Origin of the sequence: Halorubrum sp. GN11_10-6_MGM, from assembly GCF_005435165.1 — an archaeon.
Taxonomy (GTDB): domain Archaea; phylum Halobacteriota; class Halobacteria; order Halobacteriales; family Haloferacaceae; genus Halorubrum.
Genome location: NZ_SGUC01000031.1, coordinates 1 through 16,320 on the forward strand (window position 1 = coordinate 1; position 16,320 = coordinate 16,320).

A 16,320-nucleotide genomic window follows, 5' to 3' on the forward strand; every position below is an offset into this window, starting at 1 on the left:
CGGCGGCCCCGGTCCCCGTCCCGTCGTCCGCCTCGCCGCCCACGCGAAGCTTCGCGCAGAAGAACCCGCCCGTGTCGTTGCGGTGCGGGTAGATCCGCTTCGCGCGAGTCACCGACTCGTCGTACGTCTCGCCCTCCCACTCGGTGACGCCCGGATCCGTCTCAAGCGGCAACTCGAACTCGACCGGCTCGCAGTCCTCCTCGCCGAGGACGTGGTCGAGGACGGCCTCGTTCTCCTCCGGCGCGAACGTACACGTCGAGTAGACGACGACGCCGCCCGGGCGGGTGGCCTGAACGGCGCGGGCTAACACTCCCTTCTGGATCCCCGCGACCGCGTCGACGTGGCCGAGCGTCCACTGGTCTAAGACGTCCGGGTTCTTCCGGCAGGTGCCCTCACAGGAGCAGGGAGCGTCCACGAGCGCGCGGTCGAACTCGTCGAACGCCAGCGGCTTCGTCGAGAAGTTGCGGGCGTCCTGGTTCGTGACGATCGTATTCGTGACGCCGAGTCGCTCGGCGTTGTGCCGGAGCGCGGAGAGCCGCCCGAGGTTGTTGTCGTTTGCGACGACTGTCCCCTCGTCGTCCATCGCATCCGCGATCTGCGTCGTCTTGCTGCCGGGCGCCGCGCAGGCGTCCCAGACGCGCTCGCCCGGCTGGGCGTCGAGCGCGAGCCCGGGAAGCACGGACACCTCCTCCTGGCCGTGCATCCAGCCGTGGACGTACGGCCAGTTGCCGCCGGGGTTCCCGTCGGGGAGCCGAAAGAGACCGTCGTGCCAGTCGACCGGCTCGTAGGCGACGCCCTCCTCGTCGAACGCCTCGCGCACGCGGGCCGGCGTCGCCGCGATCCCGTTCGTGCGCACGACCGAGGGGAGGGGCCGGTCGCACGCCGCCCGGAACGCGTCGACGTCGTCGACGAGCGACTCGTATCGGTCGAGCGGATTCATGGCTCCCTTTTCGCGCCGGGCCGTTAGACGGTTTCGGGACTCGCGCGCGCCCAGTTCGCCCCGCGCTCCGCCGCGAGGCTCGCTCGCGCCGCACCTTTAGGTCGGCTCCGGTCGTACCGCCGGGCATGGCACGCATCTCCGTCCTCGACGATAGCGTCTCGCTGGACGAGCCGACGCTGGTGGAGGGGTTCCCCGGCGTCGGTCTCGTCGGGAAGATCGCGACCGACCACCTCATCGACGCCCACGAGATGACCCACTACGCGAACGTCCACTGCGACGGGCTCCCGCCGGTGGCCGTCTATCACGAGTCCGAGACGGCGGCGACGACCCCGGTGCGGCTGTACGCCGACGCCGACCGGGACCTCGTCGCGCTCCGCAGCGACGTGCCTGTGAACCCGGCCGCGGCGACCGAGGTCGCGGCGTGTCTCGGGTCGTGGTTCGACGAGGTCGACCTGTTCCCGATCTTCCTGTCTGGGCTCGGCCGCGAGAAGGACGACTCGCCACCGGGCCTGTACGGGATCGCCACCGGCGACGGCGCCGCGGCGCTGGAGCGCGCGGACGTGTCCGAACCGGACGAGTCCGGGCTCGTCTCCGGCCCGACGGGCGCGATGCTCGCGGCGGCGCTGGAGGACGGCCGCGACGCGGTCGGGCTCGTCGTCGAGTCCGACCCGCAGTTCCCCGACCCCGAGGCGGCGCGGGTGCTCATCGCCGACGGGATCGACCCGATCGCCGGGATCGAGACGCCGACGGACGGATTGGTCGAACAGGCGACGGAGATCCGGAACGCGAAACAGCAGCTCGCGGAGCAGATGCGACAGGCGACCGAGGAGAGCTCGCAGGCCGAGCCGCTGAAGATGTTCCAGTAGGTCAGTCCGCGGAGTCGACCGCCTCGTCGCCCTCCAACTCGTCGAGTATCGGCCGGTACTTCAGCTGAACCTCGTCCCACTCGCGGTCGGGGTCGGAGTCGGAGACGACCCCGACGCCCGCGAACAGCGTCGCGCGGCGGCGGCTCGCGACGGCCGAGCGGATCGCGACTGCGAACGCGCCGTTGCCCGCGGCGTCGATCCACCCGACCGGGGCGGCGTACCAGCCGCGGTCGAACGGCTCCGTCTCGCGGATCGTCGCCAGCGCGCGGTCCGGCGGCAGCCCGCCGACCGCCGGCGTCGGGTGGAGCGCCTCGACCAAGTCGAGGACGTGGCGGTCCGCGTCGAGCTCGGCCGTGATCGGGGTGTGGAGGTGCTGGACGGTCGCGAGCCGGCGGACGCGACGCTCGCCCGCCGAGACCGACGCCGCGAACGGCTCCAGCTGCTCGCGGACCGTCTCCGCGACCAGCTCGTGTTCGTGAACGTTCTTCTCGTCGTCGAGGAGCTCGCGAGCCAGCCACTCGTCCTCGCTCGGCGTCTCGCCGCGACCGGTCGTCCCGGCGAGCGCGTCCGTCTCGACGGTCCGACCGCGCAGCGAGACCAGCCGCTCGGGCGTCGCGCCGAAGAAGGCGCTGTCGCCGCCGGGGGGCTCGAACCAGTAGCGGTGGCAGTCGGGGTACTTCTCCGCGAGCCGTTCGAGCGTCGCCGCGCGCGGGAAGTCGGCGGCGAGGTCGGCCTCCAGCGCCTGCGCCAACACCACCTTCCGGAGGTCGCCGGCCCGGATCCGATCGACTGCGGCGCCGACGCTCTCGCGCCACGCCTCGCGGCTCGTCGTCCGGCGGCTCTCGCGGATTCCCGGGCGGGGCGGCCGAGGGGCGGCGGAGTCCTCGACCGCGTCCCCGGACTCCCGTCGGTCGAGTTCGGCGAACCGGTCGACCTCGCGCGCCAGTCGGTCCTCGACGGTGGACACGTCGGCGTCGGCGCCGACCGCGTTGACGGTGAGCCACGCCCCGTTGTCCGCGACCGTCAGCTGGACCCGCGGCAGCACGAACCGGGCCTCCGGGAACGGCGCCCACGGCTCGCCGTCGCAGGCCCCCTCGTGGAAGGCGAAGCCGCCGAACACGCGAGGGCGGGCCGCCTCGGTGCCGGCGTGGACGTCGCCGGAGTCGAACAGCTCCGTCGCCGCCTCCCGGATCGCCGCGAACCGGTCGCTCCCGGAGGCGGTCAGCGTCGCCGCTTCGCCGCCGCCGACCACCAGCGCGTCGTCGGGCGCGCTCCACGTGGTGCGCGGGGACGGCAACGCGTCGAACGCCGCCGCGAACGCCGGTTCTTCGATCGCCGTGGTCCGGCTGACCAGCGGCGGCGACGACCGCGAGCGCGCCTGTTCCATGCGTTACTAGTCGGGGTCGGGGACCCTTTATCCTGACTATCGGGGCGGGGCGAACGGGGAAAATCGAACGGCGGCGGACCGGAGGAAATAGAGCGGCGGCGGAACGGGAAAACGGGGCCGGCGGGCGGTCGATCGTCAGCTGTATCGCTCCTCGTTCCACGGGTTCGCCGTGTCGCTGTACCCGCGCTTCTCCCAGTAACCGAGTTCCGGCTCGGTGAGGAACTCGACGCCGGAGACCCACTTCGCGCCCTTGTAGGCGTACTTGTGCGGCGTGACGACCCGGATCGGCCCGCCGTGGTCGGCCGGGAGGTCGTCGCCGTCGAAGCCGTACGCGAGCTGGACGCCCGGTTTCGTACACTCGTCGAGCGGGAGGTCGGTCGTGTAGCCGTCGAGCGAGTGGAACAGCACGTGTTCGGCGTCGTCGCGGACGCCCGCGAGCTCGACGAGGTCGGCGAACGCGACGCCCGTGAACTCGCAGTCGAACTTGCTCCACCCCGTCACGCAGTGGAAGTCCTGTCGCTGGGTGACGGCGGGGAGGTCGCGGAACTCGTCGAGCGCAAAGGAGCGCGGGTCGTCGACGGCGCCCCACAGTTCGAGTTCGAACGTCTCCGGGTCCCACGACGGCGTGCCGCTCTTCGAGAGGACGGGGAAACCGTCGGTCTCGCGCTGCCCCGGCGGGAGTCGGTCGTCGCCGTACTCGCGATAGAGGTCGGTGAGGTCCTCGACGGCGTCGACGCCGGATTCGGTCATGTCACCCGGTTCGCCCCGGACCGACGTATGGATGTCGCTCTCGGAGCAGGGTAGCCGCCCGCACACCCCAACGCGCGACGCTCGCGAGCCCCGCGCTCGGCGTGAACGACGGCGGGGGCGACGGACCGGTATCAGAGGTTAGTACTTATCGAACTACAGTTTGAGAGGTTGAAAATGAGATTTTTGGCCGCCGTTTTGAGTTTTCATATACGCGGATCTCCGACGCCAATTTTATATACGCCATGCCACAAGACCCGGACAGCAAATGCCACGAGTGAAGATAACCGTGCCGGAGCATCTGGAGATGCAGATAGCCCAGATGGTCGAGGAGGGCGAGTTCCTCAACCGGGAGGAGGCGGTCGAGGAGCTGCTGTCGACCGGCATCAAGGCGTACAAGACGAGCGGCCCGCGGGACGACGACGACTCCAACGGGTTCGAAGACGAAGGGATGATGGGCCACGAAGACGAGTACGTCTTCTGACCGCGCGACCCCCTCGACCGAGGTCCCCGCCGCGCTGAAGCGTGCGTACCCCCCTCAACAACCCTTAAAAGGCCTACGACCCGTATCCGTGGGTATGCACAAGGACGAGCTGCTCGAGCTTCACGAACAGATGGTGACGATCATGGAGCACTTCCGCGCGCAGGAGTCCGTCGACGGGTCGCTGTTCGACCCGTACGACGAGCTCGACGTCGACCCCTCGCACGTCCACAAATCGAAGAGCGAACACAAACACGCCGTGTTCGTCCTCGGCAACGCCCTGGCGAACGCGATGAGCGAAGACGAGTTCTCGCCCGCGGGCCGCGTCGGGAAGCGGATGGAGGAGCTGGCCGACGACGCCGAGAACAAGATCTGACGCGCCGAGAGCCTTCGACCGCTCTCTCGCGGCCGCCCCGACACTCGCCGCGCTGACCTTCACCACACCGACCCTCGGCGCACCCGACCCCCGTATTGATGTGCGCGCGGCCCCGTCGAACCAGACATGGTCGCGGAGGCGCTGACGTCGGACGCCGTTCACCTCGCCGCCGGCGGCGTCGCCGTCGCCGTCGCGCTCGCCGCGGTGTACCTCGTCGACCGCCCGAGCGCCGGCTGGACCGAGGCGCTCCGCTCGCGGCTGCTGCTCGGCGTCCCGTGGGGAACGCTCGTCGTGATCGCGGGCGTGATCGGAGTGTACCTGTTCGTCCAGTCGGGGATCGAGAACCCGAACCGACCGGTCGTGATCCCGTTCCGGTCGTGGTCGTACTTCTACCCGGAAGGGCTCTTCTGGTCCAGCTTCGCACACGCGAACCGCGGGCACGTCACCGGAAACCTCCTCTCCGCGCTCGTCGCCGGTGGACTGGCGGAGTACGCGTACGGCCACTTTCCCGACGGACGCGAGGTCGACGGCGGGGACCGGCTGACGGCCAGACTCCGGCGTCTCCCGCGTCAGTTCCGGGAGCTTCCGGCTCGCGTTCGAGCGCTTCCGGCCCGCGTTCGAGAACTCCCGTCACGAATTCGGGCGCTTGCGAGCCGGATAGCCGCGGTCGACGAACTGGCCTCGAACCCGTACGTCCGGGCGTTCCTGATCGTTCCCGGCGCGGCGGTCGCGTTCGGACTCTGTTCGGCGCTGTTCGCGCTGGGGCCGGTGATCGGCTTCTCGATCGTCGTGTTCGCGTACTGGGGTTTCGCGCTCGTCTCGCGCCCCGTCGCCGCAGTCGTCGCCATGGCGGGGACGACGCTGGTCGGCGTCCTCTACGACGCCGTGCGGGTCCCGGTGGCGTTCGCCGAGGCGTCGCCCTCCTACGGCGCGCCGGGGTGGGCGAACGTCGCGATTCAGGGCCACGCGCTCGGACTCATCGGCGGCGTCTTCGTCGCGGTCGTCCTCCTGCGGCGCCGGGCTCGGAACTCTGACGAGGGGACCCGGAGGCCGAACGACGAAGCCCGCGACGCGGGCGCGACCGCGGGGCGGTGGCGCTTCCACCCGCTGGCGGGCGCCGACCGCGACGGGTCCCGCGCGGACGCGACCGGACGGTCGGCCGTCGTCGTCTTCGGCGCGCTGCTGCTGTTCGGTGCCTCGCGGCGACTGTGGGCGGTGTACTGGTACCTCGGGAGCGAGCGGTACGAGCTGTACCGCGCCGTCGGCGTCGGGCTGCTCGCCCTGCTGGCCGCGATCGTCGCCGTCGCGGCCGCCGCGCGCGACGACCCCCTGTGGCCGAGCCGAGCGGCTCCGGAGCCCGAAACGATCCGAGGAACGGTCCGTTCCGCGACCCCGGCGGCGGTGGGACTCCTCCTGCTCGTCGCGGCGCTGGCGGCCGTCGCCGGGCCGGGCGTCGTCCCGAACCTCGTCGCGGTCGACGACGGCGACCTCCCCGGCGACCCGATCGAGGTGGAGGGGTATCAGGTGACGTACGCCGAGAACGTGGAGGACCGGCTCGTGGGCGTCGTCGACGTCGAGGCGTTCGGCCGCTCGACGTCGGTCAACACCTCGGGGGTGATCGTCAGCGACCCGGACCGCGAGATATGGACGACCGCCGTCTCGAAGGGGAACCTCGCGTTCTGGGGGTACCGCGCGGTCGACGTGGGCGGGGCCGGCTGGCGCGAGACGGTCTGGGTCCAGCGGGTCGGCTGGGTCGCCGAGAACGGCGGACCGACGTACCGCGTCGACGCGGTCCGGAACGAGACCAGGCGGACGCTGTTCACGAGCGAGCCGGCGCGGGCCGAGCCGCGGATCGACGGCCGCAACGTCGTCATCGCGGCCGCGCGTGGGGGCTTCGAACTCTCGGTGATCGGCGGCAGCGGAAACAACGTCACGGCGGCGCTCCCGGCCGAAAACGAGTCGGTGACGGTCCGCGGTATCACGTTCGTCCGCGAGGGCGACGCGGTGTTCGCCGAGCGGGGCGAAACGCGGGTCCGGATCGCGCAGCGGGAGCGCTACGAGGGTCGGCAGTAGCGAGGTGCGGCGGAGTCGGAAGGAATCGAGAGTGACGCGGCGGAACCGGAAAAGACCGAGAGTGACGCGGCGGAACCGGAAAAGACCGAGAGTGACGCGGCGTCGCCTAGGACCACTCGATCCGGTACACTTCGGTATCGATCTCTCGCGCGTCGTCGGTGTGGTGGTCGAACTGGGCGTCGATCCGGAACTCGGCGGCGAACGCGTGAGTCACCTCGCCGCCCTCGTCGGCGGCGAACGCCTCGACGAACTCGCGGCTCCCCCCGTTGTGGACGGAGTACGAGACGTCGGCGAGGTCGCTCGCGACCGCGAGGAACTCCCGGTCGGCGTTTCGGTTGCCGTCCTGCGCGCCGAAGGGCGGATTCATCACGACGGTCGCCGGCTCCGAGACGGCGAGCGGCGGGCGCGTGGCGTCGCCGCGGACCCAGTGGACCGGGGCGCTGGCGGCGACCCGGCGCTCGTTGGCCCGGGCGGTCGCGAGCGCCCCGCCGTCGAGTTCGAGGCCGACGACGCGGGCGGGGCCACGCAGCGCCGCGGCGAGCGCGAGCATCCCCGTGCCGGCGCCGAGGTCGATCACGGTCCGCCCGTCGACGTCGCCGTGGAGGTCGGCGAGGTGGACGACGTGAGCGGCCAGCTCCGGGGGCGTGGGATACTGTTCGAGGGCGGCGTCGGGGCGCTCGAAGCCGGCGACGACGCCGAGCTTGGTCGCGAGCGACCGCTTCGTCGCCATGGGTCAGGCGGCGCCGTCAGCGTCGGCCCTGACGAGTTCGACGCCCTCGCGGTCGGCCCGCTCGGCGAGCGCCGCGAGCGCGGTGCGGACCCCCTCGCACTCCTCGCAGTCGAGGCCGACCTCGATCCGACCGGCGCCGAGGAACGACGCCGCGCGGACGAGTCCGCGGAGTCGGTCGGCCTCCCGCTGGCGTTCGAGCGTGCTCTCGGTGTCGAAGTCGGCCTCGGCCGCGACCGCGGCGGGCTGGTAGCCGCGGGCCGCGAGCCCGCGCTTGAGGTCGCGGAGGTGGTCGGGCGCGGTGCTGTCGAGGTCCGCCGCGTCGATGACGACGGGGTCGACGTCGGCGGGGCGACAACCGGTGAGCGCGTCTTCGATGCCGGCGGGCGAGGTGGTGCTCATACCCTCCTATTGGCATAGGTTATACAAAAAACTTTTTGGATGTGTGATGGTAATATTACGGGGGAGCGAGCGACGGCGACCGACGGAGTCGGCGAGAGGCGGGCGTCGAAGGGTACCCCGGGATGCGGACAGTATTCCGACCTCGTACCTCGGTCACGTTTCGTGCGTCGCGGTGGCGACGCGAATACAGCGTTTCGGAGAACTCGGAAGCGATTCCGATCAGCTGCTCCAGCGTCTTGCCTCTTCTACACGCCGAAAACAACGCTTCAGGGCAGTGCCGGAACCATCAGGATCGTTGATGGGGGTGGACAAGGCTTAAATGCGCGACTGACCACAAACCTTTTAATGGAACGTCCGAGTCGCCAGCGGCAACAGGAGCGGGACACGGAGCAGGAAACGGACGAATCGACGGTCTCCTGTCCGGAGTGTGACTCAGAGAACATCGTCACCGACGCCGATCAAGAGCTGGTGTGCGAGGACTGCGGACTCGTCTTAGACGAGCGTAACATCGACCGCGGGCCGGAGTGGCGCGCGTTCAACCACAACGAGCGGCAGTCGAAGTCCCGCGTCGGCGCCCCGATCACCGAGACGATGCACGACAAGGGGTTGACGACGACGATTGACTGGAAGGACAAGGACGCGTACGGGCGGTCGCTCTCCTCCGAGAAGCGGTCGCAGATGCACCGCCTGCGCAAGTGGCAAGAGCGGATTCGGACCAAAGACGCGGGCGAGCGCAACCTCCAGTTCGCGCTCTCGGAGATCGACCGGATGGCGAGCGCGCTCGGCGTGCCGCGCTCGGTACGCGAGGTCGCCTCGGTTATCTACCGACGGGCCCTGAACGAGGACCTGATCCGCGGGCGCTCCATCGAGGGCGTCTCCACCGCCGCGCTGTACGCCGCCTGCCGCCAAGAGGGGATCCCCCGCAGCCTCGACGAGGTCGCGGACGTCTCGCGGGTTCCCCAGAAGGAGATCGGCCGGACGTACCGATACATCTCGCAGGAGCTCGGGCTGGAGCTGAAGCCGGTCGACCCCAAGCAGTTCGTCCCGCGGTTCGCGTCCGCGCTCCAGCTCTCCGAGGAGGTCCAGTCGAAGGCGACCGAGATTATCGACGTCTCCGCCGAGCAGGGACTGCTCTCCGGGAAGTCGCCGACGGGCTTCGCGGCGGCCGCGATCTACGCGGCCTCGCTGCTGTGCAACGAGAAGAAGACCCAGCGCGAGGTCGCCGACGTCGCGCAGGTCACCGAAGTCACCATCCGCAACCGGTATCAGGAGCAGATCGAAGCGATGGGGTTCCGGTAGGGTCGAGGCGTTTCCGTTCGGTCTTTCGGTCGAGTGCGAGAACGTTGGATCGGGTTTTTAATCGCGTCCCGCTGTACCCACGGAGTGAGATGTATTCAGAGATCCTCGTTCCCACCGACGGCAGTCCGGCGTCGGACGCCGCGATCGAACACGCGATTGACCTCGCGGAGCAGTACGGCGCTCGACTCCACGCGCTGTACGTCGTCGACGGCGCGGCGTACTCCAGTCTGGAAGCAGGCGCGGAGATCGTCGTCGAGGCGCTCGAATCCGAGGGGAAGGAGGCGACGGGCCGCGTGGCCGAGGCCGCCGCCGACGCCGACGTCGAGTGCGTCTCCACCGTCGTCTCCGGCACCGCGTACCGCTCGATTCAGGACTACGTCGACGAGCACGACATCGACGTCGTCGTGATGGGGACCCACGGTCGGAAGGGGATCGACCGCTACCTCCTCGGAAGCGTCACGGAGCGCGTCGTCCGCACCTCGGACGTGCCGGTGTTGACCGTGCGCCAGCCGGCGGATGAGTAACCGCACCGTACTCGGCGGACGCGGGTGACACCGATGCGCGACTGGCTCTCCCACCGCGTGGTCTCGTCGCCGGACGACACCGCCCTCGTCCGCGCCGAGGACGGCGAGGCGTGGAGCTACACCGACCTCGACCGCCTGGTCGCCGAGACCGCGGGCCGCCTCGTCGCGCACGGACTCGGCGAGGGCGATCGAATCGGCGTGCTCACGCCCCCGTACGTGGGCACCGTCGGGCTCGTTCACGCGACGATGCGGATCGGGGCGACGTTCGTCCCGCTCGGACAGGAGCTGACGTCGCGCGAGATCGCGGCGCGGATCGATCGGACCGACCTCGACGCGGTCGTCTGCGCGGAGCCGACCGAGCCCACGGCGACGGACGCCGCGTCGGAGATCGAGGGCGTCCCCGTCTACTCCGTCGACGACCCGACGAGCGCGGACGTCACGGGGATTCACGACGTCGCCCCCGCGTCGCTCGACCCGCCGGAGTGGGAGTTCGGGGACCCGCTCTGCGTGCTGTTCACCTCGGGGACCACCGGCGATCCCAAACCCGTGCCGCTGACCGCGGGCAACGTGTACAGCTCGGCGGTCGCCTCCGCGTTCCGGCTGGGCGTCGAGGCCGACGACCGCTGGCTGGTGTCGCTGTCGCTCCACCACATGGGCGGGCTCGCCCCGGTGTATCGGTCGGTGCTGTACGGGACGACCCTCGTGTTGCGCGAGGGGTTCGACGCGGGCGGCACCGCCGACGACATCGACGCGTACGACGTGACGGGCGTCTCGCTCGTCCCGACGATGCTCCGGCAGATGCTCGACCGTCGGGGGACGCTGTCGGACTCGCTCCGCGTGGTCCTGCTCGGGGGCGCGCCCGCGCCGGCGGAGCTGATAGAGCGGTGTCGCGACTACTCGGTCCCCGCCCACCCGACGTACGGGATGACGGAGGCCGCCTCGCAGATCACGACCGCGACGCCGCGACAGACCAGAGACCGGATCGAGACGGTGGGCAGACCGCTGTTCGGGACGGACGTGACGGTCGTCGGCGACGACGGCGATCCGGTCGACCCCGGCGAGACCGGGGAGATCGTCGTCAGCGGGCCGACTATCACCCCGGGGTATCTCGACGATACCGGGGGCGGTTCACCGGAGGCCGTCGGCGGAGGCGACGCGGCTGCGCCCGATAATGGCGACGATGGGGACGCCGCTGCGCCCGACGTCGACCTGAACGGGATCGATCCGGCGACCCTCGACCGGTCCGACTTCGGCCCGCACGGACTCCACACGGGCGACGTCGGGCGGTTCGGCGACGACGGGTACCTCCACGTGCTCAACCGCGTCGACGACCGGATCATCAGCGGCGGCGAGAACGTCGAGCCCGGCGAGGTCGCGGACGTGCTCCGGGAGTACGCCGAGGTCGACGACGTCGCGGTGGTCGGCCTCGACGACGAGGTGTGGGGCGAGCGCGTCGCCGCGCTCCTCGCCGTCGGCGACCGGTTCCCGTCGGTGACGACCGACCCCGCCGGGAACGATCCCGCCGCGACCGACCCCGCGGAGGACGTCGCCGCGACCGACGAGGCGTCGCAGGGTGACCGCGCGACCGGGGAGGGGGTCGACGAGGGGGCCGAACCGACCGTCGAGGTCGGTGACATCGGTCCCGCGCCCATCGATGAAGCGGCGTTCGTCGCCTTCGCCCGCGAACGGCTCGCCGGGTTCAAGATCCCGAAGACGGTCGCGTACGTCGAGGAGCTGCCGCGGACCGTCTCGGGGACCGTCGACAGGGAGGCGACGCGTACGGTCCTCCGCGAGCGGGGCGCGGACCCCCGTGAGAGCGCGGACGCGGACCTCGAAACTGCGGGGTTCGAGCCCGCTGAGCCCGCCGAGCCGCCGGACGGGACCGACACGGGCTCGGCGGGCGACGCGGGTGGCGACGGGACCGCGCAGGAGACGGGCGACGCCGAGGTCGAGATCGACGACGCCGAGGCGGTCGCCGCGGAATCGGACGACGAGCCGTCCGCCGCCGACTCCGGCCGCCATCGGGACGAGGACGACGAGGCGGGGGCGACTGCGGACGACGAGGCGGAGACGACCGCGGACGACGAGGCGGAGACGACCGCGGACGAGGACTCATAAACTCACCCGGGGTTTTTCGTTGTTCCACGAACGTTTTGTCCGGGGGGTCCTCACGGAGCGTATGGAGCTGCTCGACGACAGCGTCGTGCCGGAGCACGCGCGAGACGTCAAACAGGAGGCCCGCGAGTTCGCCGACGAGTACATCGCCCCGAACGCCGAGGCGTACTACGAGTCGGGCGAGTACCCGTGGGAGATCCTCGAAGCCGGGATGGACGCCGGACTCATCGCACAGGACATTGGCGAGGAGTACGGCGGGAAGGGGTTCGACCTCGCGCAGGTGCTCGCCATCGCGGAGGAGTTCTACCGCGCCGACGCCGGCATCGCGCTCACCCTCCAGCTCGCCAGCTTCGGCGCGGAGATGGTCGAGGACTACGGGACCGAGGAACAGAAAGAGGAGTACCTCCGCCCGGTCGCGGAGAACGATCAGATCTCCGGACTCGCGGTGTCGGAACCGCAGACCGGCTCGGACCTCGCGGGGATGACGACGAAAGCGGAGAAGGTCGAGGGCGGGTACGAGCTCACCGGCGAGAAGTACTGGGTCGGGAACGCGGTCGAGGCCGACTGGCTCACCGTCTACGCGAAGACCGGCGAGGGCGAGGACCGCTACTCGAACTACACGCTGTTCATCGTCGAGACCGACTCTGACGGCTACGAGGCCGAGCACATCCCCGAGAAGATGGGGATGCGCGCCTCCAAGCAGGGCCACATCGTCTTCGAGGACTGCTTCGTCCCCGAGGAGAACGTCGTCGGCAGCGAGGGCGGCGGCTTCTACGTCCTCGCGGACTTCTTCAACCACGGCCGCGTCGTCGTCGGCGGCCACGGGCTCGGGCTCGCCGCGGCCGCCATCGAGGAGGCCGAGGCATTCATCGACGAGCGCGAGGCGTTCGGTCGCACCATCGACGAGTTCCAAGCGGTCCAGCACACGATCTCGGACATGCGGATCGGCTTCGAGTCGGCGCGCGCGCTCAACTGGCGCGCCTGCGAGAAGGTGGCGAACAACGAGGACGCCGGCTACTGGGCCGCGCTGGCGAAGACGAAGTCGACGGAGGTCGCCACCGACTGCGCCGAGAAGGGGATGAAGCTCCACGGCGGCCGCTCGATCCTCACCGAGCGCCGGATCGCCCGCGTCTACCGCGACGTGCGCATCCCGGTGATCTACGAGGGCGCCAACGACATCCAGCGCAACCTCATCTACCGGCAGTCGCGCTGAGCGCGGTCGGCGTCCGCTTCCGGCCGCGACTTCGTCCGCTTCCGCCCGCCGGGGCTCACAGCGTCGACGCCAGCCGCCGAAGCGCCTCGCTTCCGCCCGAGGCGAGCGGGTCGCCGTGGCCGACGCAGGCGACCTCGAACGGAGGCGCCCGCTCCGCGAGCGAGCGCACGCTCGTCGCGACCGCGTCCGTGTCGTAGCTTATCAGCCACTCGGAGGGGTCGAGATCCCCGTCCGATTCGGCGACGAGGTCCCCGAGGAGTCCGACGCCCAGTTCCTCGCTGACGTACGCGACGTGTCCCGGCGTGTGGCCGGGGGTGTGGTACGCCGTGAAGGAGCCGACCGCCTCGCCGTCGCGAACGCCGAGAACGTCGAGGTCGGGGAGATCGGTGACGAGCCCGCCGAGCCGCTGGATCAGTCCCTTATGATTTCGGATGGGCGGGGACCGCGCCCCGCGGAGCAGCTGCGCGTCGAAGCCGTAGGCGCGGACCGGCGCGTCGAGTTCGGGCGCGAGCGACGCCAGCGTCCCGACGTGGTCGAGGTCGTAGTGGGTGAGCAGGACGCGGCCGACCTCGGAGACCCCGATCCCGGCCTCGTCGAGCCCGCGCCGAATCGCCGCCTCGTCCCACGGGGTGCCGGCGTCGACGAGCGTCGGCACGTCGTCGAAGACGAGGTACGCGTTGACCCCGCGGCAGTCGAAGCGCCAGACGCCGTCCGCGATCTCCGTCGCCATGGGATTCGGTACGGGAGCCGGAGACAAGAACGCTCGCGTATCGGACCTCGGCGGGATGCCCTCGGTGGCCGCCGGAGCGCGGTGAGACGACGAAAACGCCAAGACGCCGGGGCGACACCACGAGGTATGCGACTGGAGGACTACTGGGGGATCGGCCCCAAGACGAGCGAGCGGCTCACGGAGGCGCTCGGGACCGAACGGGCCGTCGAGGCGATCGAGTCGGCGGACGTTCGCGCGCTCGTCGACGCCGGCCTCCACCGCGGCCGCGCGACGCGCATCCTCCGCCGGGCGAACGGCGAGGCGGGGATGGACGTCCTCGCGACGGGCGACGCCCGCTCGGTGTACGACGACCTGCTCTCGCTCGCGGCCGACGCGGCGTTGACCGCGCACGCGGCCGACCGGATCAGGGTGATGACCCCGCTGCTCGACCGCGGCGCGGTCGAGTCGCGGTTGGATCGGGTGGTCGCCGCCCGCGACGCGTGGGCCGACCTCGGTGACGCCGAGCGCGAGGCGGTCGAGGACGCCTTCGTCGCGTACGACGAGGCCGGCGGCTCCGATCTGGCCGCCGTCGAGACCGCCGTCGCGCTCCGCGAGGCGGGGGTGACGGACGGCCCGTTCGCCGACGTGGGCGCGCTCGACGGCGAACGGCTGCGCGACGCGGCCGACGCGCTCGCCGACGTGCGAGGCTCGATCGCCCCCGCCGGCGACCTCGACGGCGCCGACATCGAGATCGCGACGGGCGCCGACGCGGAGCTGGACCGCCTGCGCGAGCGGCTGTCGGCCGCGCGCGGCCTCGCGGACTCCGCGTTCGACGTGCTCGAATCCGTCCGCGACGGGAGCCTCCGCGACTTCGAGGCGCTGGAGGCGGCGACGATCGATCACGTCGCCCGCGAGACGGGCGTCGAGCCGGCGACGGTGCGGGCCGCCGCGCCCGACGAGGCGCTCGACGCGGCCGACTTCGTCTCCGGGACGCTCCGAGAGCTCGTCGTCGAACTCGAAGGCGCCGTCGACGAGCGCGAGGCCGCGGTCGCGGCCGACATCCGCGAGCGGCTCGGCGACGAGCCGGACGCCGACGAGGACACCGCCGTCGCGCGCGCCGCGGCGGCCGTGTCGGACGCCGCGTTCCTGCTGTCGCTCGGGCGGTTCGCGGCGGAGAACGGCCACGTCCGGCCGACGCTCGTCGAGGACGGCATCGCCGTGCGCGGCGCGCGAAACCCGTTCCTCGACGGCGACGTTCAGCCCGTCTCGTACGGCGTCGGATCCCACGCGCTGGCGGACGCGGCCGGCGTGGCGAGCGCGGACGCGCCGCCGACCGGCGACCGCGTGAGCGTGCTCACCGGGGCGAACTCCGGCGGGAAGACGACCCTTCTCGAAACCCTCTGTGCCGTGGCGCTGCTCGCGTCGATGGGGCTGCCCGTCCCCGCCGAGGCGGCCGAGGTGGGGACGTTCGACCGGATCGTCTTCCACCGCCGGCACGCCTCGTTCAACGCCGGCGTGCTGGAGTCGACGCTGAAGTCCGTCGTGCCGCCGCTGGTCGCGGACGGTCGGACGCTGATGCTCGTCGACGAGTTCGAGGCGATCACAGAGCCGGGCCGGGCCGCAGACCTGCTGAACGGCCTCGTCACGCTCACGGTCGACCGCGGCGCGCTCGGCGTCTACGTCACCCACCTCGCGGAGGACCTGAGCCCGCTGCCGGACGCAGCCCGCATCGACGGTATCTTCGCCGAGGGGCTGACGAACGACTTGGAGCTCCGCGTCGACTATCAGCCGCGGTTCGAGACGGTCGGGAAGTCCACGCCGGAGTTCATCGTCTCGCGGCTCGTCGCGAACGCGGGCGACCGCGGCGTCCGCGCCGGCTTCGAGCACCTGGCCGGCGCGGTCGGCGAGGAAGCGGTCCAGCGAACGCTCTCTGACGCCGAGTGGGCGGCGAACGATGACTGAGGAGCCGAGCGACGACGATCGGGAGTCCGCACCCGCGGAGCCGGGCCCCGACAGGGTCCGGTCGATCGCGGTCCACCGCGAGGACGTGGCGAACGCCCTGGAGGCGTCGCTCCGGAGCGACCGCGAGGTCGTCCTCCGCGTCACGCCGCCCTTCTCCGGCCGGATGCGCGCCCGGCTCCACGCGCTCGACGCGGGCGGCAGCGGTGTGAGTGACGGCGACGACGGCGGTTCGGGCGACGACGGCGGCGCTCCCGCGCCCGTCCACATCGACCCGCGGGCGCTCGTGGCGGACGCGCCACCGTACCCCGAGGCCGACGATACGGCGGCGGAACACCCCGGCGCCGACCTCGAAACGCGGCGCGAGCGACACGCCGCGAACGTCGAGGCGTGGCGCGAGACCGTTCGCGAGCGCGTCGGCTCGACGGTCGAGATCGAGGTCGACGGCGAGGACCGGACCGTCGACGTGAACGCGCTGGGATAGAGAGCGGGGGTCGGGAAG

16 protein-coding genes are annotated in these 16,320 nt (G+C 71.2%); 10 read left to right on the forward strand and 6 right to left on the reverse strand.

The genetic code is table 11. From position 1 onward, the window contains the following. Positions 1–940, reverse strand: a 940-nt coding sequence (locus tag EXE46_RS13050) for an RsmB/NOP family class I SAM-dependent RNA methyltransferase (protein ID WP_137688824.1), incomplete at its 3' end; no start/stop codon positions are given. 125 nt (positions 941–1,065) lie between these two features. On the opposite strand from EXE46_RS13050, the gene EXE46_RS13055 reads away from it, so the two are divergent. Further along, positions 1,066–1,806: a proteasome assembly chaperone family protein gene (locus EXE46_RS13055; protein WP_137688825.1), complete on the forward strand. Its 741-nt coding sequence runs from the start codon at positions 1,066–1,068 to the stop codon at positions 1,804–1,806. Between the two features lies 1 nt (position 1,807). Here EXE46_RS13055 and EXE46_RS13060 read toward each other — a convergent pair whose 3' ends face one another. Both EXE46_RS13060 and EXE46_RS13065 read right to left on the reverse strand, forming a co-directional pair. Next, positions 1,808–3,193 (reverse strand): isochorismate synthase MenF, encoded by a 1,386-nt coding sequence (locus EXE46_RS13060; RefSeq protein ID WP_137688826.1) that lies wholly within the window; start codon positions 3,191–3,193, stop codon positions 1,808–1,810. A gap of 135 nt (positions 3,194–3,328) precedes the next feature. After that, entirely contained in the window at positions 3,329–3,943 is a 615-nt protein-coding gene (locus EXE46_RS13065) for a sulfite oxidase-like oxidoreductase (RefSeq protein ID WP_137688827.1), read from the reverse strand. 265 nt (positions 3,944–4,208) lie between these two features. Here EXE46_RS13065 and EXE46_RS13070 point away from each other — a divergent pair, with 265 nt between their 5' ends. From EXE46_RS13070 to EXE46_RS13080, 3 genes are all read left to right on the forward strand, one after another. Next, positions 4,209–4,424 carry a ribbon-helix-helix domain-containing protein gene (locus tag EXE46_RS13070; RefSeq protein ID WP_004598554.1) on the forward strand — a complete coding sequence of 72 codons (216 nt, stop codon included), beginning with the start codon at positions 4,209–4,211 and terminating at the stop codon, positions 4,422–4,424. Positions 4,425–4,518: 94 nt separating this feature from the next. After that, positions 4,519–4,797 (forward strand): UPF0058 family protein, encoded by a 279-nt coding sequence (locus tag EXE46_RS13075; RefSeq protein ID WP_053771458.1) that lies wholly within the window; start codon positions 4,519–4,521, stop codon positions 4,795–4,797. 126 nt (positions 4,798–4,923) lie between these two features. Next, positions 4,924–6,870, forward strand: a complete 1,947-nt coding sequence (locus tag EXE46_RS13080; protein ID WP_137688828.1) for a rhomboid family protein — start codon at positions 4,924–4,926, stop codon at positions 6,868–6,870. Positions 6,871–6,976: 106 nt separating this feature from the next. Here EXE46_RS13080 and EXE46_RS13085 read toward each other — a convergent pair whose 3' ends face one another. After that, the gene (locus EXE46_RS13085) at positions 6,977–7,600 is read right to left on the reverse strand and encodes an METTL5 family protein (protein WP_137688829.1); all 624 of its coding nucleotides are present in this window, start codon (positions 7,598–7,600) and stop codon (positions 6,977–6,979) included. 3 nt (positions 7,601–7,603) lie between these two features. After that, positions 7,604–7,999 (reverse strand): hypothetical protein, encoded by a 396-nt coding sequence (locus EXE46_RS13090; RefSeq protein ID WP_137688830.1) that lies wholly within the window; start codon positions 7,997–7,999, stop codon positions 7,604–7,606. Between the two features lie 345 nt (positions 8,000–8,344). Between EXE46_RS13090 and EXE46_RS13095 the strand changes: the two genes are divergently transcribed. The 4 genes from EXE46_RS13095 (at position 8,345) to EXE46_RS13110 (ending at position 13,150) form a co-directional block, all read left to right on the forward strand. Next, positions 8,345–9,298, forward strand: a complete 954-nt coding sequence (locus EXE46_RS13095; RefSeq protein ID WP_006113981.1) for a transcription initiation factor IIB family protein — start codon at positions 8,345–8,347, stop codon at positions 9,296–9,298. An 89-nt stretch (positions 9,299–9,387) separates the two neighbouring features. Next, positions 9,388–9,822 (forward strand): universal stress protein, encoded by a 435-nt coding sequence (locus tag EXE46_RS13100; protein ID WP_137688831.1) that lies wholly within the window; start codon positions 9,388–9,390, stop codon positions 9,820–9,822. Positions 9,823–9,855: 33 nt separating this feature from the next. Next, complete coding sequence (locus EXE46_RS13105; protein WP_137688832.1) at positions 9,856–11,940, forward strand: AMP-binding protein; 2,085 nt, start codon at positions 9,856–9,858, stop codon at positions 11,938–11,940. 61 nt (positions 11,941–12,001) lie between these two features. After that, positions 12,002–13,150 (forward strand): acyl-CoA dehydrogenase family protein, encoded by a 1,149-nt coding sequence (locus EXE46_RS13110; RefSeq protein WP_137688833.1) that lies wholly within the window; start codon positions 12,002–12,004, stop codon positions 13,148–13,150. A 55-nt stretch (positions 13,151–13,205) separates the two neighbouring features. Here the strand turns inward: EXE46_RS13110 and EXE46_RS13115 are convergent, their stop codons facing one another. After that, positions 13,206–13,880: an MBL fold metallo-hydrolase gene (locus EXE46_RS13115; protein ID WP_137688834.1), complete on the reverse strand. Its 675-nt coding sequence runs from the start codon at positions 13,878–13,880 to the stop codon at positions 13,206–13,208. A 126-nt stretch (positions 13,881–14,006) separates the two neighbouring features. Here EXE46_RS13115 and EXE46_RS13120 point away from each other — a divergent pair, with 126 nt between their 5' ends. Together EXE46_RS13120 and EXE46_RS13125 are read left to right on the forward strand one after the other, a co-directional pair. Then, positions 14,007–15,821 carry a DNA mismatch repair protein gene (locus tag EXE46_RS13120; RefSeq protein WP_137688835.1) on the forward strand — a complete coding sequence of 605 codons (1,815 nt, stop codon included), beginning with the start codon at positions 14,007–14,009 and terminating at the stop codon, positions 15,819–15,821. Next, positions 15,814–16,302: a hypothetical protein gene (locus EXE46_RS13125; protein WP_137688836.1), complete on the forward strand. Its 489-nt coding sequence runs from the start codon at positions 15,814–15,816 to the stop codon at positions 16,300–16,302. The genes EXE46_RS13120 and EXE46_RS13125 overlap by 8 nt, the downstream gene beginning before the upstream one ends. Positions 16,303–16,320: the final 18 nt, after the last annotated feature.